Origin of the sequence: Sulfitobacter sp. CW3 (assembly GCF_019392245.1) — a bacterium.
GTDB lineage: Bacteria > Pseudomonadota > Alphaproteobacteria > Rhodobacterales > Rhodobacteraceae > Sulfitobacter.
In genome coordinates, this window is the sequence record NZ_JAHXRL010000012.1 from 26,717 (window position 1) to 53,511 (window position 26,795).

The window sequence follows — 26,795 nt, forward strand, 5'->3', positions numbered from 1 at the left end:
CGCGCCATGTGCTGATATACGGCGTGAGGGGGCAGGAGCGCGGCCACAGCGGGCATTCTCGGTGATTTTGGTAGGGCAGGGGCCTAAAGTGCTTATGGGCCGCGAGGCGGCGCATTTTAGGCTTGGGCCGACACCTACGGTTCTGGGCCGGTCTCGCCTTTGGCTCGACACGACCTCACCCAAGGGTTCGGTCTGAAATTGAATACAATTCACTTTTAACGACTTCGACAATATTATGATAGCGGTGCAACTTTATAATTGTGTCGAAGCCTAAGTGATTGTATGGAAGGTGGCAGGAAATAGGGAGTGTATGTTCGCATGGCTGGCCGCCGACGCTTATCTGATTTGGAGCGATTGGAAATCGTCCGTGAAACGCGCAAAGGCGTTTCGGCTCAGGTCCTTGGGAAGCGTTTCGGCGTTACGCCGAGAACGATCCAGTACACCGTCCGCCGCGAAAAGTTGCGAAAACGCGATAGCGGCATACGAACCGCTCAGATTGGAACAACAGTCACACCGGAGGAATTGCGCGACTTTGAGGCGTTGCTTGGACGGCACGGCATCACCAGCCGATCTGACGGTATGCGGCGTTTGATCCAAGCTGCGAATGGCGTTTTTCAGCCTGACGAACATCTTGCCGATGAGCTCAAAGGCTTTCGCGCAGCCCTAAATCGCGTCGGCAACAACGTGACGCAGATCGCAAAGAGGATGAACGAGGCGAACAACAAGGGAATGAGGCCGTCATTTGGTCCATCAAGTTTGGGTCAGATGCGTAGCCTCGCTGGGTTCGTGTTGGACTTCGCAGACCAAGTTGATCTTTTGACCCGCCGCAGAACTGACGGGATCAGTATTTTGATCAATGAAGCCATGAAGGAGTTGGTCGATGGCGAGGAATGATGCAGTCAGCGCCGTTACTGGTGAGATTTTCCGCGAGGGATGGAGCAAAGTTCGTGGGTCGATGCAGGGCCTTGGTCAAAAGCGGCCACAAATGGTCCGCGCAGCCAAGGGCCACAGATCAGCGGTGTTCAAGCCAGTCCGGTCAGGGGGATGCCAGACAAAGAAAGAGCTGACCAATCAACTCGAATATCTAACAACGAAATCCTCTCATATCGTAGATAGCCGAGGTGTTCTTGACGGTAAACAGCAGTTGAATGCTGATGAAATCAAGAGCGTTGTTGATCGTTTTTCGGGTCGCTGGAGTGAGGGTTTCCGCCCAAAGATGGGCCATACGACCCATATGCTCATGTCTTATCCAAAAGGGACTAAAGGCGAAGATGTGCGGGACATATCGGCAGCAGTTAGCGAGCGTTTTTTTGCCAATGACGACCGCAATTTTGACTACATCATCGCGATCCACGAAGACCGGGATCATCCACACGCCCACATAGTCATTAACCGCAAGTCCCAAGAGGGCGAGTTTTTCTATCTGGGGCGGGACCACCACTTTAACTACGACGACTTCCGTACAGCGATGGTCGAGGAAGCTGAAAAGGTTGGTGTCAGGCTTGAAGCTACCAAGCGCATTGATCGTGGCGACACAACTTATGCCCCGCGCACAAAAGAAATTTACGAAGCGAAAAAAGAGGACCGTGAGCCGGTTCAGCGTGAAAGGGTCGGTCGCGACCTGGACCGCGCGTTAGCCGAAATTGCGACCACAGCGAAAGCATATCGTTCATTGGCGGCTGAGGCCAATGACGAGAACCGCGAAGACATTGCAAACGCCTTGTTTCGTGCGGGCGAAATACTCGCAGCAGGCGGCAAACTTGAACAAGATGGAGAGATTTACATGGCGAACCAAGAGTCCTTTGACGATCTTCGTGGCCGTTTCGCAGAACGGGCAGAGCGGGTTGAGCAGTTTGTGCGCGATGCACCAGACAGCATGAAAGCGCGATATGAGAAGCAGTTGGATCAGATTTACCGGAATGTAGCCCACATGCAGCCCATGGGCGTGCGATCACAGACGTTGAACGATGCGCCGTCTGATACTGGCATCTACTCGGAAACTAACATCAATAAAGACGGTCTTGGTGCAATGAAGGAACCGGAAACACGCGCACAGATCGAGACAGCATTGCGCGGCACCGGAATTTCGTCATCTGCGATCATTGCGAGGGTAGAGCAGGGGGCCAGCAATGCGTCACTTGAGCAGCGTTGGATTGCAGACGATTTATCCAAGATTGCCAAGGAAGACGGGTTGAATCTTGAACGGCAGGAGGACTTGGCTGTTGCCGCACAAAAACTGGACGCAGCACATGTTCGGTTGGGTGAGACACTTGAGAGGGCCGAAGTGCTTAAAGATGATGGGATTGTCTACAGCGATGATCAAGAGCGCCCATCTGACGAAGAATTTGCAAGCATGATGGAAAATGCAGCAGACGAAGACTATCGCAATGACATTGCCGACCAACTTAGGGCCGAAGCTGGGGCCGAGCGGGCCGAAATTGAAGGTATTGCGAAGGCTGGGCGTGAAGAAGTCGTATCGGACGCCTTCCAACAAAATATGAAGTCTATGGAACGCGCCGGTATGCCTGCCTCTGTCATTGGCGGCTACACCGTTGAAATGACGGATCGGGCCGAGCAGCGCATTGATGAAAACCCCGAATTGATCGGAATGAGCCGTCAGGATCGCCGAGAATTTGAAGCGTTGGAGAATGATCTTACCCAAACTGGCGAATTTCTGGATGGATCAGAGAACGACGCAAAATTGCAGCAAGACCGAGAGGTGCAGTTTGAAGCCTTCGCCGCAAAGTCATCAGCGCATGCGCAACTTGCGTCAAGGGCATGGGATAAACTTGGCACCGATTTGGACAAGCCGAACGGATTTGTTGAAGGACAACGCGATACTGTTGCAGTTCGAAACGACAATGAAACTACCGCCCAGCAAATCGACCGTGGTGTCATTGAGCAGTACGAAAACCCGACGAGCGACTACGCACGATTTGAACGGCTTGGTATCGAGCGCAATCAAGCAGGTGGAAAGATTGACGGCGTGGCAATGGGAGAGGCATTCACGACACTCGCCAAAGACCGAAACGATGGAACAATGTCACTCGAAGAACGGCAGCGCACCGACGAATATCTAAAAGACACGGCGGATCAGTATGGCGACATGATGCGTTCTGCGCTTTTGCGTCAAGATACGCGCGAGTTCCGAGAACATGAGCATGAAGACCATGAAGCGTATAGCGAAGCCAGTCAGAAATTCGAGCTGGAGCGGCTTCGTGAGTTCGACAACGCAGTTAGGCCGTATCGTACCGATCAAGTCGAAAGCGCCGAAATGCGCCGCGTTATTGAACATGAGAAAGTCGAAAAGATCGACGGACCATTCGACCAATTTGGTGGCGAACATACCTTCCGTGACGATGTTGAACGCGAGTTGAATGATGAACAACTAGAAGCGCTCAAGAAAGGTGATGCAGACGCGCTTTCAGAGGTCATTGATAACCGTCTTGACCGTCTGTACGCCGCGAAAGCCTACCTGCAATCTGACGAGGCAACCGCCAATAGCGAAGCCACACGCGAGGTCATTTCTGAAATCAACGACGAGGAATATGACGCCGTAAGGTTGAAGCAGGTTCACGCCAACACAGAGAAGGGTCAGACTCATGGATAAGGGCAAAATCGCGACAGGCATCGTCCTGCTGACCCTGCTGTTTCTCGCCATCGGCTACGTAATCGCTACAGCGTTTTTGACGTTCCGAGACTTTGGCATGAATGCCGATTTGGACTTCATGTGGTTGGCTCAAAACTACCTTGGCTTACAGCAATATCGACCAGATGATGTCCGCTTAGTGAACCTCATTGTCGGCGGTTTCGGACTTGCTGGTCTGCTATTGAGTGCCGTCTTGTCAGGGAACGCCTTGACCAAGTTTGGTAAGACTGTGTGGCAGACATCGACGCATATGAAGAAGAACGGGTTTTTCAATAAACCCGGCCAAGGCTTCATTATTGGCAAGCTGGGGAAGGCGAAGGGCAACGGTAAACTCATCAGCTCGAAAGTTTTTCCACATGCTTTGATCGTCGCCCCAACGGGTCGGGGTAAAACAACCGGCTTTGTAATCCCCAATCTACTGACTTTCAAAGGGTCAGCCGTTGTGCTGGACGTTAAAGGCGAAAACTTTGAAGCAACTGCGCGGCATCGAGCGGACCAGGGTGACGAGGTTTACCGTTTCGCACCGACAGACTGGCATGACCGACGCAGCCACAGATATAATCCCTTGCTGCGCATCGCGGAATTGGAAGATCCCGACCGTCAACAGATGGAGCTACAGTTACTTGCTACTCTTTTCTTGCAGGCTGATAGCGACCGCGTTCAAGGTCTGTTGAAGGGCGGTATTGATCTGTTCGTCGCAGCCGGCCTTTTGGCCTTCCAACGGGGCAATCCCACTTTGGGCGAGATTTACAGGATCACGGCCAGCGGCGGTAACAAGCAAAAAGAGTTCATGGACCGCAGGGATGAAGTCACGAACCGTGCAGCTAAATTGATCATGGAGCGGCTGGCCTCAACGAACAACGACACACTGACGTCCTACGTATCGCTGCTTATGACGTCTGGTTTGGATCAGTGGAGCAACCCAGCGATCGACAAGGCAACACAGGTTTCAGATTTCGATTTTCGCACTATCCGAAAGAAGCCGTTTTCTGTTTTTCTGGTTGTTTCGCCCAACATGGTGAAGCCTCTGGCGCCATTGATCCGGTTGTTCTTTTCAGACCTGATTTCATCCATGCAAGACAAAGAACCGGGCGCTGATGAACCGTGGCCGGTTATGATTATGCTCGATGAGTTCAATCGGCTTGGCAAAATGCCTATTGTCACTGACAGCATTGAGACGTTGCGGTCGTATCGAGGACACTTGGCTATCGTTACGCAGACGATCCCAGCTTTGGACGAGATATACGGCGAAAACACCAGGCGCGCCTTGCAGGGCAACGCAGGTGTGAAATTGTATCTGACCCCATCGGATGAAAAGACCGTCGAGGAATTGAGCAAAGCGGTAGGTAAAACAACGAAGCGGGTTGTCACACGGTCGCGTTCAATCGGGAAAAACCCGTTTGAAGGGCGCAGCATGTCCGAACGTACTGAAGAAACTTCATTGTTGCCGGAGGACGAAGCTCGACGCCTCCCGCTTGATGAAGTCATTATTGTTGTTGATGCTCAAATGCCAATCAGAGCCAAGCGCATCCAGTATTTCGATGATCCATTTTTCAAAGCGATCCACGGTGCACAGAAGGGCGACTTACCGTTTCCAGAAAAGGAGATTGCTTCAACGCCTTTGTCTGAGCAGGCGGCGGCGGGACCGGCTGCACCTGTTGCAACATCTGAAAGCCCAATGGATCGGCCTGTTGCAGGGCAAGAGCCAATGCCGGAAGGTGGATCCGCGGTTGGGCAACAGGACGAGCCACAAGAGAGCAACGAAGGTAAAAGTCCCAATGAAACTGACAGTGTTGGGGCCAGCTTGGATACGGATGCTGCGTCTATTGGATTGGCTAACAACTTGCCAGAAAGGGTGCAGGTCAAGACTTCAAGTCGCAAAGCGAAGACGATTGCAAAAGCGACTAAAGACTTTGAGGATCGACAAGGCCAGCTTGATCTTGCGGAACAACAGAAGTTGCAGTTCCCCGATCAAGTCGAAGCTACAGAGGAAAACAGGATTGCCATGCAAGACGCTGACGATGCTTTGTCGTTGATGGAATCTGAAATGGGTGGAGAAGGGCAGGGGGGTGTATCGGTTTCCGCCGCTTAGTGATCGCGGCATACGAACAGAAAAGGCCAGCTCGATTGAGCGGGCCTTTTGTTTTTCTACTTACCTGCAAGTCTATCTGACCTGTCCTTGAGGCGCTGTTGTTGCGCGCCGGTACCGGTTGGCTGCGGGGCTCGCTGAGAATTGTTGGCGGGCTGTGGCGACGAGGTGTTAGGGTTTTTGAAGCCCATTGCTTCTCGTGCCCGCAGGCCTGCAATTTCAGCGCCAGTGGCAGTACCAACCCGCTCACGTGCGTATGCCTGTTTGCTGCCACCCATCGCACGGCTAAACGCATATGACCCGCCTAAGCCACTTGTCATAGCAGGCATAACAATGTTGCCAGATATTGACCGGACAATGAAAGGCGTTGCGATGATGAATCCCTTAGCCATGAGGATCAGCATGAAGAACGGGATAAGCGCACCAATGTTGACGGCAAGCGTCGGATCACCAAGATCGTTGAGGATTCCCCCGGCAACACCAGTTATGGTAGCGAAGACACCCGCTACAACGATTGGATAAATCGCAAATGAGATTAAGGCCGACAACCAACGCGCAAAGTAATCCTTGGTGACATCGAAAAGCGTAAGGAAGATCATAATCGGAGCTATCCCAATCAGCAGCGTGATCATCAAGCGTGAGGCCACAAGGATAAATGCTGCTAGCCCTCCTAGAACGGACAGCATCAAGACACCCAGAATGTCCAACATGGCCCCTGCCATCCAGTTCAATTCTGATCCAGCCGCGTTTAAGTAGTCACCTAAAGACGCGATCAAGCCGTCGAACTCTTCTGAGAATGTTCCAGACGGGCCAGGTGCACCGCCTCCTACAGAAGCAACGAGAGAGCCAGCTATACTATCAATTCCGTTCAATATTCCTGACGATAGGGAGTTAAATTGTATCCAGTTAGTTGCAAACAACCCCACTAAAGTAATTTTCACTACTAACCAAAATGCGGTCCTCCCGTCCATAGATCGCACCTGAAGGACCATGTTGATAAATACAAAAGCCAGCATGACAGTTGCAGCCAGAACGATAAGTGTCCCAACGGTTGAAGCGACGAAGCCAAACTGAGTTTCAGCAGCGGCGTCTAGGTAATTCTCCGATGTTTCTACAAGATATGTTACGACCGTCATTCAGTGTGCCTCACCAGTTGCCTTGTTGCTCACAGATAGGTCTTGCGACTTTCATGCTGTCATTTGCAGCGCGCAAATAATTTCGATTTCTGTCCAGAATTTCCCAGCGTTCCATCGCTGAATAATTTTCGAAGTACTGTTCTTGAGCGGCATCCCACGATGGGAACCTATTGTCGCAAGTGCATTCGCCGGTTTCCGCCACTGTCTGCATCCCTTGGGCGCGATACATTGTTTGAACGAGAACCCCTTTATGAGCTTCCCGAACATCTATATTTTCGATCCACTCAGGCCGTGCTGGCCGGTCGTGACAAGTTCGGCCCTCTTGTCCGATTGCGGTTGTGCTTTGAGCCATTGCGCTCATGGGAGCGGCAACGGCAACGGATAATGCAACAGCGACAGCAAAGACTCTCATTTTACGCGGCCTCCGATTTTTCATTTTCGGTTTCTGCACGCTTAAAAAAGACTTTGATTTGGAGACTGAATTCTCCACATGCCACGACCGCAACGAGCTCAAAGCCCGCAGCGCCCCATTCGGTGAGTGCTTTCGCCATAGCTTCATGTTGGCCTTTTTTAGTCAGGTCGAAGTCCAAGACTTCATTCGCAAACTTTTTCATTTTCCATCTCCTTCGTCTTTCACTGCACCGGGTAAGTAAAACTGCGTGATGCCCCGATTGCCTTCATGGCGACCGGCTTGAATTATAACATCAATCGAGCTTTCAATATATTGTATCATATCTTGGTAAGTCATTGGCACATCAGTTTTTAGAGCGGCGATTGCTAGCCGTTGAACCGCCAACTGCGGCGTTTCCGCATGAAGCGTCGTCATTGACCCGCCGTGACCGGTATTGATTGCTTCAAGGAACGTCATAGCTTCCTTGCCCCGAACCTCACCCAAAACGATGCGATCTGGACGCATCCGCAAGGTTGAAGTCAAAAGCACATCAGCCGATTGTACCTCTACGTCACGGTTTGAAATCAGCGTCACCACGTTTGGTTGCGTTGGAACCAGCTCTGCGGCTTCTTCAATAGTGATCAAACGTTCTTCGTCGGCGATGTAACTGATTACCTTTCGGCATAGGACAGTTTTACCCGTCGATGTGCCGCCCGAAATGATAGTGTTCAGACGATTTTCGACACAGTATTTGATAGCTGCCTCAATATCGCCAGTCGCAACGATTTTCCGTAGTTCTTGGTTTCGCGACTTGCGATTGCCTTCGAGACTGACTTCCTCACCAAAGAGGAATTTCAGCTTAATGTCATCCAGAGACATAGTTGAAAAAAAGCGAAGCGCGATTGAATATCCGCCCCGTACAACGGGGTCTTGGATCACCTGCGCACGTACAGGCCGATCATGATAATCGACGCTAACGGAGGCGATAGGCTTGGCACGACTGATTTGTGTTTCCGCCGCAGCCGCAATTTGTGTCGCTAGATCACCAACCTGCTTTTTACTCCACTGGGTTTCTAGCCGCCGCATGAAGTGGTCGCCCTGAAATTCGCCCCAGATCGAGCCGTCGGGGTTGATGCAAATTTCAATCACATCATCCCTTTTGGCGTCTACGAGTTGATCCAGAGTGTATTCAAAATGCGTTGCCATCTAGAAAATCTCCACGTCGCGATCAACCATCACAGTGATACGTGATCCCTGATCAACGTAGATCACAGGGCCGATTGCAAGGTATTCGCTGAGGACGGAATCTGTGCTGTCTGACAGATCGTCGCCAACGTCTTCAAGAACCTCTGCTGTCGTTTCGTTTTCCACTTGCGCAGCAGCAGCACCGGGCAGGGCAGTGATCAACGAAATCAGTGCCGCCGAACCAAAGCGTTCGCCGAAACGGGTATCAACAACTCCGGTAACACCGGAGCGGCCGAGTTCGTCGCCACCGAAGGAGCTGATAACTACGGTTTGGTTGTTCGGGAGGATAATCCGGTCCCATGCCACGGTCACACGTTGCTGCGCAATTTCGACGCCTGACTGATACCGTCCGATTAAACGGGAACCACGCGGGATAAGCACACGAGAACCGTCAAAGGAATGAACGTCCTCTGATATGATGGCGCGGATCGGGCCAGGCAGGGAGCTATCCAATGCAGTTTCAGTGACGGCGTGGATCATGGTGCCTTGAACGACAGTGTTGCCCGGATTTGCGATAATTTCAGCCTGCGTGACCTGTGTCGGTGCAGCACCATTGGTCACAAAGTCTTGGACAGCCCCAAATGTGCGTTCGCTTAAGCCGCTTTCATCGCCCGCACCAGCACCGCCACCAAAGGCGATTGTAGGAGATTCAATGCGTGCCTGTTGAAAGGCAAGCTCTTGGGCGCGACGGCGCTCTAGTTCCGCCAGACGACGCGCTTCTTCTTCGCGTTCCAAACGCAACTGTTCTTGCTTTAACAGATCATCTTGCGATGGTCCCAGATCAAGAGGCGCGGGTGTCGGCTGTTGAAGCTGCGCAAGTTCTAAGTCCATGCGCAATTGTTCCAACTCGCGATCACGTTGCTCAAGCTCGGTTTGGAAATTCTCTTGCGCAGTCAAGGACGACGCCTGCAATGCTGCAATTTGTTCGCCCAAAGCGTTGATTGCATCAGCCGCCGCCGTGTCGTCTTCGACAATCGGTTCGGGGGCGTTTTGCAATGCTTCAATTTGTGTTTGTAGAGCGGCGAGTTGTGCCAACAGTTCTGCGTTGGGTTCTGTTGGCGTTTCTACAATCTGAATTTCAGGAGCTGGGGTTGGAGGAGGAACAAAAGGTTCAATTTCTCCAAAGCTGTCGCCCTCGTTTTGAAATTCATCTGGCTGTGCCACTGGCATGGGAACATCGACGCTTGGCTGCAAACTGACATAAGCCAGTCCACCAAGTGCGGCGATACCCACGATCCCGACTACGGCTACCGCCGCTGATGGTTTTTTCCGCGCACCAGCATCAGGGGTGGGGTCAGTCCCGTCCAGTTCGGCTAGACGCTTTCTTAGATCATCCTGTTCGCTCATGACCCAACACCTCCATTTGATGTTACTTGGATGCAGACAACTTCGTCGCCGAGGCGAAGAACCCATTGCCCGCTGACGCCTGAAACACGCATCACTCCGTCTTCGATTTGCTGAGAATTGACGGTTCGCTCGCGACCATTGGTAGAGCGAAAGACCGCAGGAACCGGCGCGTTGCGAGCGAAACGGAAGTACGTGAATGTCCCATCGTCCCAAACAGCCGTTGGGGTAAATGCCGTCCTATCACTTGCTGCGTAATTATAGTTCGGTGCTTGTTGTGCAACGGCATTAACAGGGCGAGCGTTGTCCTCGGGATACCGAAACTGGACCACGTAGTACGTTGGGGATGATGCTTCCTGCACGTTGAAATAGTAACTGCGACGGTTGGTGTAGACCGTGATGTTTGTATGAACACCGCGAGCATTAGGTTTTACCGCAAACGCTTGACCACCGGGAACTCCATCAAGTTGGAAACCCTCGGTATCACCCGCGATGATTGAGCGGATAGTTTCACCCTGACCAAACTCGATAGACGTCACATGGGTTAAGCTGACGTTCAGCCGATACACTTGCCCTTCTTGATATGTAGCCAAACGAACACGGCTATCGTTTGGGCCGGATCGCGGGATGTATTCTGCCAAGGCCGGACCAGCAAAGAGCGAAAGGGCCAGTGACAGAGAGGTGAATTTCAATGCCTTCATTTTAGTTCTCCAATCTGTCTGAGCGAATTGCATATTCAGTGACGGTGAAGCCAAATGGGTTCGCCCAAACATCGTCAATTGAGCGCCGTTCTTCCGGCCTAAAGTCAAAGAGCAGGGTTGCGGTAAACAGACCGCCTTGAACCCCTTGGTTTGAGGTCAGACGCTTACGCATCCGAACTTGCGCTCTGTTGACGCCAATGCGGTTGATGCTGAGAATTTCCACTTCAAGACGAGCAGTGGGGCCATAAAGTGTTGGTGGGTAATTTGGGTTAGCACTGTCCCAGAGCGCCCTCATTGACGCTTCAGCAGCACGATCAGACTGTTCAAGGATGGCGCGGACGCGGACATCGTTATCAAGCTGATTGTACGTTTCCCGATCAGTCACATAACGGAAAACGACAGACTCAATGATTGCCTGATTTTCTGTAACAGCAACGGCACTAACCGTTGCGTTCGGTAGGGCCATCCCGGTTTCTGGATTGAAGGGTACGACTACAGGCGCGGGGTCCACATCGAGAACAGCGACCGCCGCAGCAGCCAAGCACCCAAAAACCCCAAATGCCATTCCAGCCAACCCGAGCTTTTGCCAGAGTTGCTCACGACGCCGTGCGCCGTAAATCAACTCTTCCTCGATGTATTCCTTGTCAGTAGCCACAGTATTTCCCCGTTCAATCAGCCGAAAGCGTTGGCAGTGTGAAGTCCATGAACTGTTGTTCTTCGGCCAACGTGGCGGCATCAATGACGCCAGCTTGACCAGCGCCAACCGTTTGAACCGCTTCCAACTGCCATTGGGCAACGAGAGCGATTGCAAGTTCCGCTGTAACCCGCGTGTTCAGATCAACACTGTCTTTGAGTTCTTCCATGTCGCCGATCAGACCAACGAGACGATCTACGCGCTCAAGCGACTGTCCGGCTTCTTCGTAGCTGTTTTGAGCAGCTGCCGACATGACAGCACTTGTTGTCGCTTGCTGGGCCGTGCGCTCGATACCCGGCGTTCCGCTGTTTGCCATTTCCGACAAGGTATCTTCATCAAAACCGGCGTCGGACAGAACACGGTCCATTTGAGTGCGAATACCGCCTGCGCCGTTTCCTGCAAGCTGGGACCAATCGCCGTTTTTGATCGCATCAATCGTGCCAAGAATGTCGCCAAATTCTTGATCCAAGACACCGTTGAGTTCGTCTTCAAACCGCGTTGTGATGATTTCCGGCAGTTCCATTAAACCAGTCAGGGCGGCATACGTTTCTTGAAGTTGGGCATACTGATCGCGCAAGGTATCCAACTGTGCCAATGCTTGCTGCAACTGTTCGTTTTGCAGCACTTCGTCTTCGATCATTTGACGAAGCTGGTTAATCTCTTGGGCGATGTTTTGAACGTCAACAGTCGGGACACCTTGAGCAAATGCAGCAGCACCACCGACTAGGGCAGGGGCCACAACCAAGGCGCTGGCACCAATCATTGTTGCTGTGATTGTACGGCCTAAGATTTTCCGTGTTTTAGTAAATTTTTCCATTAGTCGAGATCCTCCAATGTGAAGTCCATGAATTGATTTTCTTGTAGCTGCGCAGCGGCCATAGCCATTTGTGCGTCGCTCAAGGGGCGAGTTTGGGCAGCTTTGAGACGGGTAAGGACAGCCACGAGGCGCACCAGTTCGGCCCGCGCATACGTGTTCACAGCCATCGACTCTTGAATGTCCTGCGTTTGACCAATCCGTTGAACAATGTTGCGGATGCGGAGCGCCGCAGCTTCAACATTTTGCATTGAGCTATTGGCATAAAAGCTCGCACCACTGCCCGAAATTGAGAGGTTCGAGTTTGCCAATAATGCCGGATCAATCGTGCCTAGGGCATCAATGCCGCCAACACGGGTCAGGTATTCGTTATATTTTGTGGGAATAACCTGCACATAATGCTGGGTTTCCTTGAACGGAGGAACACCACCGTAGGTTTGCACATTCCCTGGCCCCGCATTGTAGGCAGCGAGAGCATGGATGATATTTCCATCAAACATGCGCAGCATTTGTGCGAGGTATCGTGCGCCACCCTCGACCTGCAAGTACGGACTATCGTAATATGCTGGATAGATACCCAGATCACCGGCAGTAGGTGGCATGATTTGTGTCAATCCGAACGCACCGACAGGCGAACGAGCGCCAATCGTGAACCGGCTTTCTTGCCAAATTAGAGCTTGAAGAAGGCAACGCCATTGAACAACCGAAAGACCCGCTTGGCTTACGCCATTCAATCCGTGGGTTTCTTGCGCCACACGGATGATTAGCTGTTCAATATTGAGGTTCGCATCCCCAAACATCTGATCGCCGCCGGGGTTACTGTCCGTTGGTGAATACAACACATCAGTCGATTGTTCAGGCAGTGCGCCATCTTCAAGACCTTGCACCATGCCCGGTATGTTCTGACCACCAAAACTGGATTGAGCATCCAGAATTTGTTGCAATACGTCGAGCTGTTCTACCTCAATCGCGGCGATAGCTTCCGCCGTCGATAGTCTTTGTGCCTGTTGCGCTAAGTCAGCTTCACGACGGAGGTTTGCGGCTTCATTCCTGATTATCAGGCCCCTATCAACCGTAGGCACACCTTGGCCGAGCGAGGACGTTGCCCAGATCAAGCCAATCGCCGTCAATGAAAGGGTTGAACGCATTATTCGACCTCCGCACCACCGGGACCGCCAAGGGCGGTGAACGTGCAGTCGGAGACAGGCGCAGTTGACGTTGAAACCCGATCACCGCTCTGCGGGAGGAAATTTAAGCTGTTGTTGGCCGAACGGGTAACAACAGCTGTGTTGCTTGCGGCGTTATTCCCACCGTCAAAACAATTCGCTTGCAGCCCTTGATAGTCGCCGCAGGCAGTAAGGCCGAGCACGGCCAAGATCATCAATGAAGTCAGTTTCATTCTACTCTCCAGAAATCTGGGCGTTGGCGGTAATCGGCACCCACCAACTGTTCACCTTTATCCATCCCACCGAGGATGGTTAGTAATGGCCCAAGGGCGCTTAGGTCGGCGTTGACGACAACGGACCCTTGATCGTCCCGCACAAGGCCCAGACGTGAAGTGCTGGCGGTATTCAGCAGAACGTCGAGTTCTTTATCTTGAAGGTTGAGCATGTCGAAATCAGATGCTTTGGCCTTGATGTTAGGCAGCAAAACTTGTGTCGGGACGGCTTCAACAATCGTCTTGCCTGTCCGTGTTTTCTCAAGCTGGCTAGCAAATTGCGTCATCATCACAACGACTGCATTTTGCTTACGGACTGAGAACAACCAACTTGCGAGTTTGGCCTCGAAATAGTGATTGTCTAAAGCTTTCCACGTCTCATCAACGATGATCAGTGTGGGCTTTCTGTCTTCGAGAACCCGCTCAATCCGGCGGAAAAGATACGACAGGACGGCCATCCGCTCTGTCTCGCCTGCGTTGTCCAAAATGCCCGTCAGATCAAAGCCAATGAAATCACCTTCAAGCGAGAAGGAGTCTTCGAGTGTTTGACCGAAAATCCACCCATAGCGGCCATCCGCCGCCCATTCGAGCGCACGTTGCTGCAAGTCGCCATCATCATCCGTAGAAGCAAAGAGGGATGCGACACTTTTCCAATTCCGCAAGGAAGGGTCAGCCGCTTCACTATTCTGGCGAATGACGTCTTGCAGTTTTGAGCGTTGAAGGGGTGTTAGCGGTTTGTCTGGACGAAGAAATAGCGATTCAATCCATTCATTGAGCCATGCTTGCCCTGAAACATCTGTCTCCGTCCACAGCGGGTTCAGACCCGTTGGTTCACCCGCTTTGATGGATGAATATGACCCACCGTTGGCTCGTACAGCCATTTCCATCCCAAGACGGTAATCAAGGCAAAACACCCGAACACCGGCGCGGCGGGCTTGGGTTGCGAAGAATGCCGAAAGAACCGATTTACCAGAACCTTGACGGCCCAAGAGCAAAGTGTGTCCGTTGGTCGGTTCCGCATCTGGCGACCCTTGTTCGTGATAGTTGAACAAAAAGCCGGAGCGTTCCGGTGTCGGCAACATAGTGATCGGCTTGCCCCACGGAACTTGATGCCCGCGCTTACCCATAGGTGTCCGATGGAATGCCGCGAAGTCAGCAAAGTTGATGTTGGTAACAGCGGCCTTTCGGCTTCGTTTTGGAGCATTGCCAGGGTGCTGTGCGAAGTAGTGAGTACGGGCAGCAAAGCCCTCGTTCACCAGCTTGACGCCCTGTGTAGCCGCGCTGTTACGAATTTCACCGGACAGATCATCTAAGTCAGCAGCGGTGTTTGCAAACACCGTTACGGTCATGTGGTGATCTCCAAAGCTAAGGCGTCGGCTTTCAAGATCATCACGAGCAAATGTGAGGTTTTCCAACAGTGAAATTGCGCCATCGTCAGCAGCACGCATCAGACGTTGTTGCTTTTTGATGCGCTCCGACATGATGTTGCTGTTAATCGGTGTGAACGAGTGCGTAATGACCATATCAACTGGCAAGTTGAGCTCATCGAACATCGTGCATGTCGTCTGCTCTGGGTAGTTCTTTACCGCAAAGGTCGTACCGAGACGCTTGCCCGCATTCCCATCAGAAAGTTCAAAATTCGCCCCTTTGAATGTGACGCGGGTATTGGCGACGTCCTGCGACAGATAACCATATTTTGAGCCTTGATAGAGCGGCAATTCTTGACCGGTATTAAGACCGCCGAGGAAGCCCAAGAGTTCGCCATTGGACGTTTCAAGCAATCGTGGCGACATATCCGCAAACGTCGATCTGATAAATCCAACGACTTCACCGAGAGCACGAAGGCGCTTTTCTGTTCGCTTTGCCAGTTGTTCGATAGATTTTTTCCGCTTGAATGGAATTTTGGAACCAGCAGGAGGACGGTTGATGACAGTCAAGGTGAGGGTTTTATCCCGCATCCCATATCCCTCAAGTGAAGCTCTCCATTTTGCATCGACAGCGGCGGCGAAGTCGTCCCCCTCCACTGGTGGCAAATTGTGGTCAATCGCCTTAGAAACCTTGTGGACATAGAACGCAAAGTCTTGTCCGATCTGAGCTACAATCGCAGCAAACAGACGGCGCACCTTGTCTAGTTCTTCATCATCCTTGGTAAAGCTGTTGATGCCACCAAGACGGATACACTGGAACAACTCATTGCCCCGTGTCCGTATCGTCTGGTCATTTACAAGACTGACATATGGCAGCATGTGTGCGAGGTCTTTTTCTTTCGCTACCCATGTTGGCAGCAGTGAAAGCGGATCAAGGCCATTCTCAAGAGGCATAGCTATCACCCCCATGAATTTTGCGGTTCGCTGTTGGCGGTGTCTCTTGGAGAGTGGTCGCTACAACGTCGAGAAAATTCGGGTCCCAATCGGCGGCTTTCCACAGCATTGGGTAGGCGATCACGCCAACCAGCGCGATCGCCCAATGTTGCACCCATAGGAACACCAGAACAGTGCCAAATAACCAGACCATCGCATACATGATGGGCAAGCCCAGCAGTTTGGGAGGTCGTATGAGGCCCAGAAAAAGTGGTGACTGTTCTGACATTCGCAGAGTTCCTTACGTGGTCCAAATTGCAGCTACGATTGTTGGTGCAGCAGCGATGCCCGCGATCCCGATAATGACCCAAAGGGCCTGACGGAAATCGAGGATGCCAAAGAGCCACGACAGAAACACGCCGATCAAAGCGAGTGTGCCGATCACGATGCCGAGCGGGCCGGTAATCGCGTCAACGATGCCTTGGAGGACGTTTTGTACTGGCGACAGGTCGATGGATTGTGCCAACGCCGGTTGTGCCAGCATCAGGAACACACCGCAGAGTGTCACCGTATTGGTCGTTGTTGGCTTCATGAGTTTTCTCCCTCTAGCCTGTTGAAAACAGCCAGCACACGGCTGACGTGGTTTTGGGTTTCCCTGTAGGGAGGAATACCCGCGTACTGCTCCACGGCACTGGGGCCAGCGTTGTAAGCTGCCAATGCAAGTTGAGCATCCCCGAACTGGACCAGCATCATCAGAAGATACCGAGCCGAGCCATCGAGATTTTGTTGCCAGTTGTGGGGATCAACATTCAGATCGCGCGCTGTTTCTGGCATAAGCTGCCCCAACCCAATCGCACCGACAGAACTGCGGACGTTGGTGTTGTAACCACTTTCAATTTCAATGTTTGAGCGGAACAACAGCCGCCATTCTGTAACCGAAAGACCAGCCCGCCGTAGGGCAGGGTGACTTGCATACCGCAGGGCGGTTGCGTCGATTGCTTGGAGAATTTCAGGGCGAGGAACGGCACCTCTTGGGGCAACAGTCGCTACACGAAAACCATCGGCGGTTGAGGCCTGATCCGGTTCATCTACCTGTTGGCCGAAGAGCTGCAACCCGTCGGCAGCAGAGCCTCGCCCCACGCCATCGTTGTAGTTTCGAGTGAAATTTTCTTGGGAAGACGATTCTGAAAGTGAACCGTCGCCATTCATTACCAGCACCATACTTTGCGAGAAGGCTGGGGTGCTGGCGAGGGTTAGAGCAGCAACACTAGCTGTTGCGACCCTCCAAAAGCTCGTCCGGTAAGACGTGTGTAGTTCGACCGCCTTCAACCATCGGAATGTTGATTTGCGGGAAGCCCATGCTCTCAAGGAAGGAGATAAGGCCGTTAGCTGTCTTGAAGGTACGAACGGCAATTTCGTCGTCGTCACCCAATTTCTTACGGGCGGGAACAAGCAACTTTTCGTAGGTTCGTTCTTTGTTAACGACGCGGATAATCCAAATGCCGTACCACACCGCTGCCTTCTTGGTTGCGGTTGTCCTGCAAACAACCTCCGCTTGATACCCACTGTGCATGAGGGTCTTGAAGTGAATTTCTGTGACCACATTCGGAGCTTCTTTGGTTATATCTTTCTCCACTTCTGCGGCCTTCCTTAGATAGCAGCAGCGGAACCCTTCTCAGGCTCCACTGCATTACAATATTATAAAGAGTGCATCAAGTTATAATATTGTAACTCGATGCACTTCTTTGTATAAGACATCCATACGCATTGAATTGGATTTTTCCAAGCTACTTAGGGATGCTAGCACCATGTCAACGTCACGGAACATCAGATACGTTCTTATAGTATGGTTTGTTTTGGTGGCGTCATCGGTGCAGGCAGAGACCTGTTTGGCACCATCCAGACCTTTTGTTCCAAGCGATCCAGCCGCTGCGAAAGAGTACGAAGACCTGATCCGCCAAGATTTTGAAACATACATTTCTGATGTTCAGGACTATTTCCGTTGCATGGAAGGTGAGCGCGCCCGAGCGTTCACCGAGGCCCAAGAGGTCAGTCAGGAGTACGGTCGTTTCGTTCAGCAAATGGCAAATTGAAGAAATAACCGCTTGTTGATACTGTGATTACTCAGGGTAGATTGATCTATTCACCGCATTGCGCCGATGGGGCGCTCGAAAAAACGCGCCACTCGCAGGTATCCGATGTACGAAAATTTTAAATGTCGGAGTCCTTCAATGATGAGACTGCGCCTGCAAAGAAAACAATCACTTAGCATTTTCTATTGATGATACTGGGGCAGGGGCCATAGCCGACCTTCGCTGCATGGCGCATGAACTCACGCACTGCGGGACACAGCCGACTTTTGCCGACGTCGTTATTGCTCACGCAGCATTTCCTCGCACCTGCGGCGGCATCTTCTCGGCGCTGCAGAAAATTTCACCGAACCGGACCTTCAACGGTGTCAATTCCGGCAAAATCCAAACCGCGCTTTCCTCCTTGTCGGATTTGTCGCCGCTGCAGCTCGCGCTGACAGCAGCCACAAACCTTAGACTTTGCTGCCTTTCCAAGTTATTGAGCCAATGTCTATTATTAGATGATCGGCGGCGGGAGGGGGTGGCCCTGGGTTGACAGCAATTCAACTCACGTTAGTTCGTCCGGAGTCATTCGGCCCGATCAGAAACGAAGCGCCCAAAGGCTTCCAGGGTCTCGTCGCTCACATGATGCTCGATACCTTCGGCGTCCCGTTCCGCAACCTCTGCCGGAATGCCGAGTGCCAGTAGGAATTTCACGACCAGTCGGTGCCGAGCGCGGCAGTGATCGGCGAGCTTTTGACCCGGTTTGGTCAAGAACACGGAGCGGTAGCGTTCCCGGCAGACCAAACCGTCGCGCTGCAGGCGGGTCAGGTTCTTTGATACTGTTGGTGGTTTGACGCCAAACCGCTCGGCAATGTCCACGGGCCGTGCCTCTCCCCGGAGGGCTATCAGTTCGGCAATGAGCTCGACGTAGTCTTCCGCCATCTCGCTTTCATGCGCATTGCGCACGGTTGCAAAGCCCTCGGCCTGCGACTCAATCGGGCGCTGCGTCTCGGCGGGCTTGTCCGTCAGGGGGTCAGGATGCGGCTTCATCATCATAACCATGTGCAACATATTTTTTCGATTGACAAGAGATTAGCTATGGCAACATATATTAGCCACGGGTAACTTTTAATAGGAGGCTCCGAAAGCAGATGCAGAATATTCTTAATTCCAGACTTGGAGCCGCGCTTCAGATATTCGTTTTTGCGCTGGCTATCTTTGCGCCGGGAAGCGCTGTGGCGACGCCTGCCAAGGAAGCGCCCTGGCTTCCCGAAGCTGCAGCCTATCGCTTGACATTGTTTCTGGGTAATCTCGCTCCGATCCCCTGGGATGAAGTCGAGAATGCCTGGCGCGTACCTTATCACGGCTCGGAATTCAGTGATGGAGCCGTTGCGCGACTGTCCCGCAACAGCGCACTCAGCACCGAGGCCGTGCTGTTGGCGATTGGGGCACGTGACAGGCAAGCAATTTTCGCTGAAGCCACGCGGCTCATCGCTAGTCGTATCGAGGAAGAACTTGACCGGGCAATGGCGGCGGGATCGGCCACCCCGGCCCAGGCATCGGTTTCAGAAGCCCGTGGTCTTTACCGCGCATTTGAAGATCATTTGAAGGCAGCAGACCCTGACGCCGCGCGCACGCTTGGCCGGGCCTGGTTGCAACTGTCCAGCAACGCCGGTTCGGCCGGAGTTCTTGGCGTCGGGGCGCAGCCTTCGGATCGCAGGTTGATGACCGAGGCACGCCAGACAATTTCGAACTACCTTGTGGCCAACTATCTAGTCGCGGAATTCGCCCCGCGCAATTCCCTCACGGCAGTGCCGGAAACGGTGCATCGCGCAGGCACACCCATTTCTATTCCGGCGGCGTTACCGCCGGGCGCAGACATCTTCGATCAGGATCCGTTGCCGCGGCTTGTTCTGAATTTTGAGGAGCAAGGCATCGACGAGACTGACCTGCCGCTGATTGCCTACGGTGACATGCTGTTTGATAGCGCACAGATATTCGGCGGTCCGGCGCAGGAACTTGGCATCACCTGCTCCACCTGCCACAATCGGTCGGACATCAACAACCGGCTGTTCATCCCCGGTGCCAGCCACCAGCCTGGCTCTGTTGATGTGGACGGGGCGTTCTTCAACCCGATGTTCAATGATCGCCGAGACGATCCAATTGACATACCCAGCTTGCGCGGACTGCGCTTCACTGGCCCCTACGGACGTGACGGCCGCTTTGCCAGCCTTCGCGACTTCACCCGGAACGTCATCGTCAATGAGTTCGCTGGGCCCGAGCCGACGCCATTCATGCTCGACGCGCTGCTGGCCTATATGATCGAGTTTGATTTCTTGCCCAATTCGCTGCTGAACAGTGACGGGACGCTGGCTGCGACCGCGCCCGAGGCCGCACGACGCGGCGAGGCAATTTTCAACCAGCCCTTCGCCGGGATGGGCGGCAACGCCTGTGCGTCCTGCCATGTGCCATCGGCCAATTTTATGGACCGCAACGCGTATGACATTGGCTCGGTCGCGTCGGCTTACGAGGGCGCGCGGTCAGGGGCGCTCGACACGCCGACGCTGCTGGGTAGCCTTTACACGGCACCCTATTTCCATGATGGCGCGCTGCCGACCATGGCAAGCGTCGTGGACTGGTTTGACGATGCCAAAGGGCTTGGCTTGAACGAGACCGATCGGATGGACCTGACATCCTATCTGGAAACAGTCGGTGCCGCTGACGAGCCTTACACGACTTTCGATGACCGAGCGACGCCGTTCCGGCTTGCCTTTGACGAACTGACTACTTTTGCCTCGACGCTGGACACCCTCTTACCCGCGCGCGACAAGAGCCATGTCCTGCTTCTGACCGACACAGTTGCCGCGGACCTGGCGGCGGACGCGAGCACGATGTCCAATCATGCAGCACGGCCGGAGATTTACGCATTGTCCAGATATCTCGCAGATGTCGGCGTGGCCGTACGTGCCGATGACTGGGGGGCCGCCGAAGCTGCCTGGTCCGAGTTTCAACGCTACGAAAGCGAAATCAAAGAGAGGGTTTATTGATGTGCGCGCTGATCTCACGCCGCGTCGTGCTTGGCCTTGCGGCATCCACTGCGCTTTGCGCCCCGGTTCCTTTGCTCGCGCAGGCGGCAACGGACACCCTGCGGCTGGCCTTCATCCCACAAGAGAATCCGGAGAAACTGCTTGGTGACATCGATGCAATCACCGGCTGGCTGTCGGATAAATTGGGATTACCAGTGCAGGGCTATGTCACGTTCGACCACGCCGCAGCGGTTGAAGCGCTGCGAAACGGCGATGCCGATATCTCGTTTATGGGTGCGCTGCCCTTCGTGCTGGCCGAGGCCGAGATCGGAGCGGAGCCGCTTTTGTCCGAGCTTTACCGCGGCGCGCCGTTCTATACCGGCCGGGTGTTCGTCCGGCGTGACAGCGGGATCGAAACGCTGGCGGATCTGAGGGATCGTGACATTGCTTTTGCCGATCCGATTTCGGAAAGCGGCTACCTCTATCCGCTGGACGAATTTGTCCGCGCCGGATTGGTAGATGGGCCCAAAACGGCCGAAGATTTCTTTGGCCAGGTCTATTTCGCGGGCGGCTACCAACAGGCGATGCAAGCCATGGCTGAGGGGCTGGTCGATGCCGCAGGAGCAAGCCAATATGCCGACCTCCTGCTTTCGCCAATACAGCAGGCCGAAGTGACGTGGATCGCCGAATCCCCGCAAATTCCCAGCCACGTCGTCATCAGCCGTCCGGGGCTCGAGGACGACCTCAAGCAACGCTTCACCGAAGCCATGCTGACGCTGAACGAACCAGAAAATCGTGACATGCTGGCCTATGTCTATGGCCCCGACGGCTATGTCGTGGCGGACCCCGCCGCGTTCGACGGCGTACGCCAGATAGCTGGCGAGTATGGATTGACGAAATGACCGTGGCACTTCGCCTGAGCGAGATCACGCATCGGCACGGCGCTGGCGACCGGGCATCGCTTGACGGCGTATCCCTGGAGGTCGCGCCAGGCGAAACGGTGGCGCTGCTCGGGTCCTCTGGCGCAGGCAAGACGACGCTTCTTGCCTTGATCGATGGGCGGTTGCACGGCTGGCGCGGCACCGCGAACGTGCTGGGCCGCGCGCTTTTGCCTGACCGCATCCAACCGGGGTCCGAGCGCGCCGAGGTTGGCTTCATCTTTCAGGAATTTGCCTTGGTCGACCGCGCCACTGTGCGCCAGAATGTGCTGAACGGGCGGCTTGGGCGTACGAATACGCTGCGCGCGTTTTTCGGGCAGTTTTCTGCGGCGGACATGGTGGCGGCAGAACGGGCGATGGCAGATACCGGCATTGCCGATCTGGCCTCTCGCCGCGCCGACAGCCTGAGCGGCGGCCAGCGCCAACGCGTCGCAATCGCCCGCTGTCTGGCGCAAGAGCCGCGGTTGATCCTCGCCGATGAGCCAGTGAGCAACCTCGACCCGACCCGCGCAAGTGACATCCTTGGCTTGATCACCGGCGCGGCGCAGGCGCGCGGTGCCACGGTTCTGTTCTCGTCGCACCAGCCCGATCTTGCCCGACGCTTTGCCAGTCGTATTCTTGGGATGCGCAACGGGTGCATCAAATTTGACAGTCCCGCCGACAGGCTGGACGCCAATATGATCGAAGATCTTTATCGCGAGGAACTGGCTGATCCCAGAACCGCGCTGCGGCTGGTGGTCTGATGCGCGCAGCACCGGGGGCGTCGTTCTGGGCCGGGCTGGCCGTTGTGGCGGCAGTGCTTTGGGCCAGTGTCTCTTCGGACATGGCACCCGGGCGGCTGTTGTCTTCTGGCGGACGTATCGCGGATTTTCTTGACCGGATGCTGCCACCGGACCTTTCAGTGATGCCCGAGATCTGGAAAGGCACCGCCGAGACGCTCCGCATCGCCATTCTTGGCACCGCTGGAGCGGTCATTGCCTCGATCCCGCTTGGGCTGATGGCCTCGGACACGCTTGCGCCAGGCTGGCTAAGCCGCCCGGTTCGGTTCATTCTCGCGCTGATCCGGGCAATCCCACTGATCCTTGTCGCCATGTTGATGGTAGGGGCCGTCGGCCTGGGCCCTTTGCCCGGCGTCATAGCGGTGGCTTTCCATGCCACAGGTATGCTGGCAAAGTTTTACGCGGAAGCCATCGACGGCGTTGCCCGCCCACCGGTCGAGGCGCTGGAAAGTGCGGGCGCCGGAACTCTGCTGCGTCTCCGCTACGCGATCTGGCCGCAGATGGCGCCGGTAGTAGCGCGCGACACGATCTTCCGGTTTGAATTGAACCTGCGCGAGTCATTGATACTCGGGATAGTCGGTGCGGGGGGCATCGGATTTTACATCCAAACCTACGTGCGTTCGTTCCAATACGACAAGGCCGCTACCGTCACCATTGCCGTCGCAGTCATGGTTGTGGCAATCGAGGGCCTGAACGCTTTCTTGCGTCGCCGCCTGTCTTAGGTGAAATCCTCCACGCACCCTTGGCCACACTTACAAATGACCGAAGAGGTGCCAGAACCGAATGCTGCCTTTCGCTGCGCCCAATATGAACTGTTCAAAAGCGGGACAAAAACAGACCTTGGGTGTTTGAGGTCGAATGTCTGCAATCGTTGTTCTCCATTCAAAGTATCACGACTTTCTTATCGTATCCGTCGCCGCAGCAACCATACAAAGAACACCCCGCCGACCAGACCCGTGACAATCCCAATGGGCATGTCGTCTGGGGCCATGATGGTCCGTGCGATGATATCGGCCCAAACGAGGAATACGGCCCCGCACAATGCAGAGATAGGGATAAGGCGGCGGTAGTCGCCTCCGACTAAGAGGCGCACGATGTGCGGAATCATGAGGCCGACGAACCCGATGATGCCAGAGAACGCGACCATGACCCCGGTGATCAACGCCCCGATGACAAAGACCGTCAGCCTGAAACGGGCGACGGGAATACCGAGCGTGGTGGCGGTTTCGTCCCCGACTGTCATGGCGTTCAGGGTTTCTGATTTAAGCCACAGATAGGTTCCGCAACCTAGTAGGACCACTGCTGGGTAAATGAGTTGATCCCATTGCGCCAAACCAAGGCCGCCCAACATCCAGAAAACCACGGTGTGTGTGGCGCGTGGGTCACCCAGAAAGATCAAAACGTTCGCCGCCGACATCACGATGAACGACACAGCCACGCCCGCCAACACCAGCCTATCCGCACTGGTTGCGGCTGCAAATTGCGAAACGGCCAGAACGATGAGTGTCGCTCCAAGCGAACCGATAAACGCCAACAATGGAACGGTCAAAAGCCCTATGAACAACCCTGTGTGCAACAGCGCCAATATTGCCCCGAATGCGCCACCTGCTGAAATCCCCAAAAGATGCGGGTCCGCCAGTGGATTGCGCGTCACCGCCTGAAGGCTGGCCCCGACGATTGCCAACCCCGCCCCGACAAAACAGGCGAGGATGGCGCGCGGGAACCGGATATCCCAAACGATAGCCTCGCGGCCCTTAGACCAATCAACGGCAATCGTGTCTGGGGCAATCTTGTTGATCAAAATGCCCCAGACGGTTTCCAAAGGGACCGCGATGGCCCCGACGCTTACAGCAATCGACAACGATCCCAAAAGTGCCAGAACGCCAAAGATGCCGGTGATCCAAAGATCGCGGGATGGTCTGGGAGAGTGTATCGATTGCTGTTTTTGGGTCATGTCAGATCACTCAGCCCGAAATGCAGCGGCAAGGGTCTTGACAGCCTCTATGTTGCGCGGCCCAGGCGTTGCTTCAACATACTCAAGCACTACGAACCGATCATTGAGCACCGCGTCGATATCGGCAAACGCAGGATTGGACATCATGAACTCACGCTTTTGATCGGCGGTGACTTCTCCATAGTTCACAATTACGATGACCTCTGGATTGCGCTCAACTACGGCTTCCCAGCCGACAGTCGCCCAGCTTTTTTCAAAGTCGTTCATGATGTTTGTGCCACCTGCGGCCTCGATCAAAGCGTTGGGCATCGCGTAAGCCCCTGCGGTAAAGGGCGCGTCCTCTCCGCTGTCATAGACGAACACCCGTGGGGTTGTGTTCAATGCGGGCTGGTCAGCCAGGAATGTCGCCAGCTCTGTTTGGTAGCCTTCGATCAAGGCCTCAGCACGGTCGGACACATCAAAAATCGCACCCAGATTACGCAGATCGTTGTACATATCGTCCATGGACGCCGCATCTTTCTCACCGATGTGAATGCAGCTTTCGGTGAGCTCATAGACCTGAATTCCGAATGGCTCCAATGTTTCTGGTGTCACTTCTCCGCCGACCTTCATTCCATAGTTCCAGCCTGCAAAGAAGAAATCAGCTTCGGCCCCGATCAGCACTTCCTTGGATGGATATTTCGACGACAGTTCAGGCAGCGCTTCGACGCCCATCGTCATGTCTTCGTCCAACGTCTTCCAACCGGATATTCCAGTGTAGCCAACCATGTTATCTGCAAGGCCAAGGACCAGCATCATTTCGGTCAGGTTCACATCGTTGGAAATAGCAGCCTGTGGTGGGGCGTCGAACGTAACCTCGCGGTTGCAGCTTTGCACTGTGGTTTGGGCCATAGCAGACCCTGCCATCAAAAGGGCTGCCAGTGTGGTGAGTGTAAGTTTCATATTAAGGTTCCTTTTCAATCTGGAAGGTTAAATGTGAAATGAGGGGCCCCGCTGAGGGCAAGGGTTTCACGCCGCGCATCAACGCGAAACGTGTTCGAAACGAGGGTGTCGGTCAGCAACGTTTGCGGCGTACCAAAGCCTTGTGGATGCCCGTCTTTGAGGACAAGCACATCATCACAAACGCTCACAGCCATGTTCAGGTCATGCAGCGACACCACGATGGTCATGCCCAAACTGCGAATCAGCGACACGACTTCAAGCTGGTGGCGCACATCAAGATGGTTCGTCGGTTCATCAAGGATCAAGACCTGAGGTTCCTGGGCCAAAGCCCGCGCCACCATTACGCGCTGGCGTTCACCGCCGGACAATGTGCCAAAGTCACGGTGCGCCAAGGGGTGCAAACCAAGGGTGTCCAAGACGTAATCAACAACTTTCTCGTCGCCCGCCCCCGATGCGGCAAAGCCTGACCGATGCGGTGTTCTACCCAGTTGCACGATCTCTTGAACGGTCAGTCCGAATGCCGAAGCCTGTTCCTGCAAGACTGCTGCGATCCGCCTGGCGGCGTTACGAGCCGACATGGACCAGATGTCCTGTCCGCCCACGCGAACCTGCCCTGTCTTGGGGTGTTGAAACCGATAGAGAAGCCGCAGCAAAGTAGATTTTCCCGCACCATTCGGCCCCACCACACCCAAAACCCTTCCCGCAGCAACGCTGAAGGTTGTGGGGTGCAGCACTGGTTGGCCCGAATTGGTCGGTGCCCAACTCACACCGTTCACCTCAAGATCAGCGGCGTTCATGATGCGCGCACGTAACTGGCTTCCATTGCGATCATCGCAGAGGGCACCCTTGCAAGTGTGGATTTACGTAGCTTGCCTGGACGATCTACCGAAGAACACGAACCGTCGTGTAAGTGGGCATACTGCCGTGCGAAGGTGACAAGATCGTTGATGTCCACTTTTGGGTCGACATCGCCGAACAAATAGGTCGCTTTGCGGCTGCCATGATAGGCGTCCGTGCAGGGCCGATCGCAGCCCGCCATGCAGGCCACACCCGATATTTCGAAATCTTCAGAGATCGCATCCCCGGCCGCTGCAATTGCGGCTCTTAGCTTCTCGATCAACTCGAATCCTGGGCGGCAGTCGGTGCCTTTATGTTTGCACGACGTGCAGACGGTTATCTTGTGGTTTTGGTTCGTGATCATATCGCCCTCCGCGAATATGCGGGGCGCAGGGCAGACATGTTTTAAAGCACGGGAATTTCCGTGTCGCCATCATGATCTCCTA

The 26,795-nt window shown here is 54.2% G+C and carries 29 protein-coding genes; 9 read left to right on the forward strand and 20 right to left on the reverse strand.

Annotated elements, in window-relative coordinates; translation table 11 throughout:
• Positions 1 to 318 precede the first annotated feature (318 nt).
• Genes KZZ06_RS19010 through KZZ06_RS19020 form a run of 3 tightly spaced genes read left to right on the forward strand, consistent with a single transcriptional unit; the run spans position 319 to position 5,741 of the window.
• Positions 319 to 894, forward strand: a complete 576-nt coding sequence (locus KZZ06_RS19010) for a helix-turn-helix domain-containing protein (protein ID WP_219581587.1) — start codon at positions 319 to 321, stop codon at positions 892 to 894.
• Positions 881 to 3,610 (forward strand): relaxase/mobilization nuclease domain-containing protein, encoded by a 2,730-nt coding sequence (locus KZZ06_RS19015; RefSeq protein ID WP_219581588.1) that lies wholly within the window; start codon positions 881 to 883, stop codon positions 3,608 to 3,610. The genes KZZ06_RS19010 and KZZ06_RS19015 overlap by 14 nt, the downstream gene beginning before the upstream one ends.
• Positions 3,603 to 5,741 carry a type IV secretory system conjugative DNA transfer family protein gene (locus KZZ06_RS19020; protein WP_219581589.1) on the forward strand — a complete coding sequence of 713 codons (2,139 nt, stop codon included), beginning with the start codon at positions 3,603 to 3,605 and terminating at the stop codon, positions 5,739 to 5,741. Before KZZ06_RS19015 ends, KZZ06_RS19020 begins: the two co-directional genes overlap by 8 nt.
• Positions 5,742 to 5,797: 56 nt before the next feature.
• On the opposite strand, the gene KZZ06_RS19025 is transcribed toward KZZ06_RS19020, so the two are convergent.
• Genes KZZ06_RS19025 through KZZ06_RS19095 form a run of 15 tightly spaced genes read right to left on the reverse strand, consistent with a single transcriptional unit; the run spans position 5,798 to position 17,437 of the window.
• The gene (locus tag KZZ06_RS19025; protein ID WP_219581590.1) at positions 5,798 to 6,874 is read right to left on the reverse strand and encodes a type IV secretion system protein; all 1,077 of its coding nucleotides are present in this window, start codon (positions 6,872 to 6,874) and stop codon (positions 5,798 to 5,800) included.
• A gap of 10 nt (positions 6,875 to 6,884) precedes the next feature.
• Positions 6,885 to 7,286 carry a hypothetical protein gene (locus KZZ06_RS19030; RefSeq protein WP_219581591.1) on the reverse strand — a complete coding sequence of 134 codons (402 nt, stop codon included), beginning with the start codon at positions 7,284 to 7,286 and terminating at the stop codon, positions 6,885 to 6,887.
• Position 7,287: 1 nt separating this feature from the next.
• Positions 7,288 to 7,488 (reverse strand): hypothetical protein, encoded by a 201-nt coding sequence (locus tag KZZ06_RS19035; protein ID WP_219581592.1) that lies wholly within the window; start codon positions 7,486 to 7,488, stop codon positions 7,288 to 7,290.
• A complete protein-coding gene (locus KZZ06_RS19040; RefSeq protein ID WP_219581593.1) occupies positions 7,485 to 8,471 on the reverse strand; it encodes an ATPase, T2SS/T4P/T4SS family in 987 nt (328 codons plus the stop codon). The genes KZZ06_RS19035 and KZZ06_RS19040 overlap by 4 nt, the downstream gene beginning before the upstream one ends.
• Entirely contained in the window at positions 8,472 to 9,857 is a 1,386-nt protein-coding gene (locus KZZ06_RS19045; RefSeq protein WP_219581594.1) for a TrbI/VirB10 family protein, read from the reverse strand. It lies immediately after the preceding gene.
• Positions 9,854 to 10,555 (reverse strand): TrbG/VirB9 family P-type conjugative transfer protein, encoded by a 702-nt coding sequence (locus KZZ06_RS19050; RefSeq protein WP_219581595.1) that lies wholly within the window; start codon positions 10,553 to 10,555, stop codon positions 9,854 to 9,856. The genes KZZ06_RS19045 and KZZ06_RS19050 overlap by 4 nt, the downstream gene beginning before the upstream one ends.
• 1 nt (position 10,556) lies before the next feature.
• On the reverse strand, positions 10,557 to 11,210 hold the full coding sequence (locus KZZ06_RS19055) for a virB8 family protein (protein WP_219581596.1): 654 nt from the start codon (positions 11,208 to 11,210) through the stop codon (positions 10,557 to 10,559).
• A gap of 13 nt (positions 11,211 to 11,223) precedes the next feature.
• Entirely contained in the window at positions 11,224 to 12,012 is a 789-nt protein-coding gene (locus tag KZZ06_RS19060; protein WP_219581632.1) for a type IV secretion system protein, read from the reverse strand.
• Between the two features lie 53 nt (positions 12,013 to 12,065).
• Complete coding sequence (locus KZZ06_RS19065; protein ID WP_219581597.1) at positions 12,066 to 13,211, reverse strand: lytic transglycosylase domain-containing protein; 1,146 nt, start codon at positions 13,209 to 13,211, stop codon at positions 12,066 to 12,068.
• Positions 13,211 to 13,462 (reverse strand): hypothetical protein, encoded by a 252-nt coding sequence (locus KZZ06_RS19070; protein ID WP_219581598.1) that lies wholly within the window; start codon positions 13,460 to 13,462, stop codon positions 13,211 to 13,213. The genes KZZ06_RS19065 and KZZ06_RS19070 overlap by 1 nt, the downstream gene beginning before the upstream one ends.
• Positions 13,459 to 15,822: a type IV secretion system protein B4 gene (locus tag KZZ06_RS19075; protein ID WP_219581599.1), complete on the reverse strand. Its 2,364-nt coding sequence runs from the start codon at positions 15,820 to 15,822 to the stop codon at positions 13,459 to 13,461. The genes KZZ06_RS19070 and KZZ06_RS19075 overlap by 4 nt, the downstream gene beginning before the upstream one ends.
• On the reverse strand, positions 15,812 to 16,090 hold the full coding sequence (locus tag KZZ06_RS19080; RefSeq protein ID WP_219581600.1) for a type IV secretion system protein VirB3: 279 nt from the start codon (positions 16,088 to 16,090) through the stop codon (positions 15,812 to 15,814). Before KZZ06_RS19080 ends, KZZ06_RS19075 begins: the two co-directional genes overlap by 11 nt.
• Positions 16,091 to 16,102: 12 nt before the next feature.
• Positions 16,103 to 16,393: a TrbC/VirB2 family protein gene (locus tag KZZ06_RS19085; RefSeq protein ID WP_121028229.1), complete on the reverse strand. Its 291-nt coding sequence runs from the start codon at positions 16,391 to 16,393 to the stop codon at positions 16,103 to 16,105.
• Positions 16,390 to 17,022, reverse strand: coding sequence for a lytic transglycosylase domain-containing protein (locus KZZ06_RS19090; RefSeq protein ID WP_219581601.1), 633 nt, complete (start codon positions 17,020 to 17,022; stop codon positions 16,390 to 16,392). Before KZZ06_RS19090 ends, KZZ06_RS19085 begins: the two co-directional genes overlap by 4 nt.
• Before the next feature lie 46 nt (positions 17,023 to 17,068).
• Positions 17,069 to 17,437 (reverse strand): hypothetical protein, encoded by a 369-nt coding sequence (locus KZZ06_RS19095; protein WP_121028225.1) that lies wholly within the window; start codon positions 17,435 to 17,437, stop codon positions 17,069 to 17,071.
• A 172-nt stretch (positions 17,438 to 17,609) separates the two neighbouring features.
• Between KZZ06_RS19095 and KZZ06_RS19100 the strand changes: the two genes are divergently transcribed.
• Both KZZ06_RS19100 and KZZ06_RS19105 read left to right on the forward strand, forming a co-directional pair.
• On the forward strand, positions 17,610 to 17,894 hold the full coding sequence (locus KZZ06_RS19100) for a hypothetical protein (RefSeq protein WP_257884481.1): 285 nt from the start codon (positions 17,610 to 17,612) through the stop codon (positions 17,892 to 17,894).
• A 226-nt stretch (positions 17,895 to 18,120) separates the two neighbouring features.
• Entirely contained in the window at positions 18,121 to 18,426 is a 306-nt protein-coding gene (locus KZZ06_RS19105) for a hypothetical protein (RefSeq protein ID WP_219581602.1), read from the forward strand.
• A gap of 32 nt (positions 18,427 to 18,458) precedes the next feature.
• Here KZZ06_RS19105 and mntR read toward each other — a convergent pair whose 3' ends face one another.
• Complete coding sequence (gene mntR, locus KZZ06_RS19110; RefSeq protein ID WP_219581634.1) at positions 18,459 to 18,923, reverse strand: manganese-binding transcriptional regulator MntR; 465 nt, start codon at positions 18,921 to 18,923, stop codon at positions 18,459 to 18,461.
• Positions 18,924 to 19,024: 101 nt separating this feature from the next.
• Between mntR and KZZ06_RS19115 the strand changes: the two genes are divergently transcribed.
• Genes KZZ06_RS19115 through phnE form a run of 4 tightly spaced genes read left to right on the forward strand, consistent with a single transcriptional unit; the run spans position 19,025 to position 23,338 of the window.
• Entirely contained in the window at positions 19,025 to 20,920 is a 1,896-nt protein-coding gene (locus KZZ06_RS19115) for a cytochrome c peroxidase (protein ID WP_219581603.1), read from the forward strand.
• On the forward strand, positions 20,920 to 21,801 hold the full coding sequence (locus KZZ06_RS19120) for a phosphate/phosphite/phosphonate ABC transporter substrate-binding protein (RefSeq protein WP_219581604.1): 882 nt from the start codon (positions 20,920 to 20,922) through the stop codon (positions 21,799 to 21,801). The genes KZZ06_RS19115 and KZZ06_RS19120 overlap by 1 nt, the downstream gene beginning before the upstream one ends.
• Positions 21,798 to 22,580: a phosphonate ABC transporter ATP-binding protein gene (locus KZZ06_RS19125; RefSeq protein ID WP_219581605.1), complete on the forward strand. Its 783-nt coding sequence runs from the start codon at positions 21,798 to 21,800 to the stop codon at positions 22,578 to 22,580. Before KZZ06_RS19120 ends, KZZ06_RS19125 begins: the two co-directional genes overlap by 4 nt.
• Entirely contained in the window at positions 22,580 to 23,338 is a 759-nt protein-coding gene (phnE, locus tag KZZ06_RS19130) for a phosphonate ABC transporter, permease protein PhnE (protein WP_219581606.1), read from the forward strand. The genes KZZ06_RS19125 and phnE overlap by 1 nt, the downstream gene beginning before the upstream one ends.
• Positions 23,339 to 23,517: 179 nt before the next feature.
• Here the strand turns inward: phnE and KZZ06_RS19135 are convergent, their stop codons facing one another.
• The 4 genes from KZZ06_RS19135 to KZZ06_RS19150 are packed head-to-tail and all read right to left on the reverse strand — an operon-like array spanning position 23,518 to position 26,713.
• On the reverse strand, positions 23,518 to 24,570 hold the full coding sequence (locus tag KZZ06_RS19135) for an iron ABC transporter permease (RefSeq protein ID WP_219581607.1): 1,053 nt from the start codon (positions 24,568 to 24,570) through the stop codon (positions 23,518 to 23,520).
• 6 nt (positions 24,571 to 24,576) lie between these two features.
• Positions 24,577 to 25,512 carry an ABC transporter substrate-binding protein gene (locus tag KZZ06_RS19140; RefSeq protein WP_219581608.1) on the reverse strand — a complete coding sequence of 312 codons (936 nt, stop codon included), beginning with the start codon at positions 25,510 to 25,512 and terminating at the stop codon, positions 24,577 to 24,579.
• Positions 25,513 to 25,526: 14 nt separating this feature from the next.
• Positions 25,527 to 26,309, reverse strand: coding sequence for an ABC transporter ATP-binding protein (locus tag KZZ06_RS19145; RefSeq protein ID WP_219581609.1), 783 nt, complete (start codon positions 26,307 to 26,309; stop codon positions 25,527 to 25,529).
• The gene (locus tag KZZ06_RS19150) at positions 26,306 to 26,713 is read right to left on the reverse strand and encodes a DUF1636 domain-containing protein (protein WP_219581610.1); all 408 of its coding nucleotides are present in this window, start codon (positions 26,711 to 26,713) and stop codon (positions 26,306 to 26,308) included. The genes KZZ06_RS19145 and KZZ06_RS19150 overlap by 4 nt, the downstream gene beginning before the upstream one ends.
• Positions 26,714 to 26,795 lie beyond the last annotated feature (82 nt).

Coding starts and splice junctions, on each gene's coding strand:
- KZZ06_RS19010 (WP_219581587.1), top strand. CDS start 319: ATGGCTGGCCGCCGACGCTTATCTGATTTGGAGCGATTGGAAATCGTC.
- KZZ06_RS19015 (WP_219581588.1), top strand. CDS start 881: ATGGCGAGGAATGATGCAGTCAGCGCCGTTACTGGTGAGATTTTCCGC.
- KZZ06_RS19020 (WP_219581589.1), top strand. CDS start 3,603: ATGGATAAGGGCAAAATCGCGACAGGCATCGTCCTGCTGACCCTGCTG.
- KZZ06_RS19025 (WP_219581590.1), bottom strand. CDS start 6,874: ATGACGGTCGTAACATATCTTGTAGAAACATCGGAGAATTACCTAGAC.
- KZZ06_RS19030 (WP_219581591.1), bottom strand. CDS start 7,286: ATGAGAGTCTTTGCTGTCGCTGTTGCATTATCCGTTGCCGTTGCCGCT.
- KZZ06_RS19035 (WP_219581592.1), bottom strand. CDS start 7,488: ATGAAAAAGTTTGCGAATGAAGTCTTGGACTTCGACCTGACTAAAAAA.
- KZZ06_RS19040 (WP_219581593.1), bottom strand. CDS start 8,471: ATGGCAACGCATTTTGAATACACTCTGGATCAACTCGTAGACGCCAAA.
- KZZ06_RS19045 (WP_219581594.1), bottom strand. CDS start 9,857: ATGAGCGAACAGGATGATCTAAGAAAGCGTCTAGCCGAACTGGACGGG.
- KZZ06_RS19050 (WP_219581595.1), bottom strand. CDS start 10,555: ATGAAGGCATTGAAATTCACCTCTCTGTCACTGGCCCTTTCGCTCTTT.
- KZZ06_RS19060 (WP_219581632.1), bottom strand. CDS start 12,012: ATGATTGGTGCCAGCGCCTTGGTTGTGGCCCCTGCCCTAGTCGGTGGT.
- KZZ06_RS19065 (WP_219581597.1), bottom strand. CDS start 13,211: ATGCGTTCAACCCTTTCATTGACGGCGATTGGCTTGATCTGGGCAACG.
- KZZ06_RS19070 (WP_219581598.1), bottom strand. CDS start 13,462: ATGAAACTGACTTCATTGATGATCTTGGCCGTGCTCGGCCTTACTGCC.
- KZZ06_RS19075 (WP_219581599.1), bottom strand. CDS start 15,822: ATGCCTCTTGAGAATGGCCTTGATCCGCTTTCACTGCTGCCAACATGG.
- KZZ06_RS19080 (WP_219581600.1), bottom strand. CDS start 16,090: ATGTCAGAACAGTCACCACTTTTTCTGGGCCTCATACGACCTCCCAAA.
- KZZ06_RS19085 (WP_121028229.1), bottom strand. CDS start 16,393: ATGAAGCCAACAACGACCAATACGGTGACACTCTGCGGTGTGTTCCTG.
- KZZ06_RS19090 (WP_219581601.1), bottom strand. CDS start 17,022: ATGGTGCTGGTAATGAATGGCGACGGTTCACTTTCAGAATCGTCTTCC.
- KZZ06_RS19100 (WP_257884481.1), top strand. CDS start 17,610: ATGTCAACGTCACGGAACATCAGATACGTTCTTATAGTATGGTTTGTT.
- KZZ06_RS19105 (WP_219581602.1), top strand. CDS start 18,121: ATGGCGCATGAACTCACGCACTGCGGGACACAGCCGACTTTTGCCGAC.
- mntR (WP_219581634.1), bottom strand. CDS start 18,923: ATGAAGCCGCATCCTGACCCCCTGACGGACAAGCCCGCCGAGACGCAG.
- KZZ06_RS19115 (WP_219581603.1), top strand. CDS start 19,025: ATGCAGAATATTCTTAATTCCAGACTTGGAGCCGCGCTTCAGATATTC.
- KZZ06_RS19120 (WP_219581604.1), top strand. CDS start 20,920: ATGTGCGCGCTGATCTCACGCCGCGTCGTGCTTGGCCTTGCGGCATCC.
- KZZ06_RS19125 (WP_219581605.1), top strand. CDS start 21,798: ATGACCGTGGCACTTCGCCTGAGCGAGATCACGCATCGGCACGGCGCT.
- phnE (WP_219581606.1), top strand. CDS start 22,580: ATGCGCGCAGCACCGGGGGCGTCGTTCTGGGCCGGGCTGGCCGTTGTG.
- KZZ06_RS19135 (WP_219581607.1), bottom strand. CDS start 24,570: ATGACCCAAAAACAGCAATCGATACACTCTCCCAGACCATCCCGCGAT.
- KZZ06_RS19140 (WP_219581608.1), bottom strand. CDS start 25,512: ATGAAACTTACACTCACCACACTGGCAGCCCTTTTGATGGCAGGGTCT.
- KZZ06_RS19145 (WP_219581609.1), bottom strand. CDS start 26,309: ATGAACGCCGCTGATCTTGAGGTGAACGGTGTGAGTTGGGCACCGACC.
- KZZ06_RS19150 (WP_219581610.1), bottom strand. CDS start 26,713: ATGATCACGAACCAAAACCACAAGATAACCGTCTGCACGTCGTGCAAA.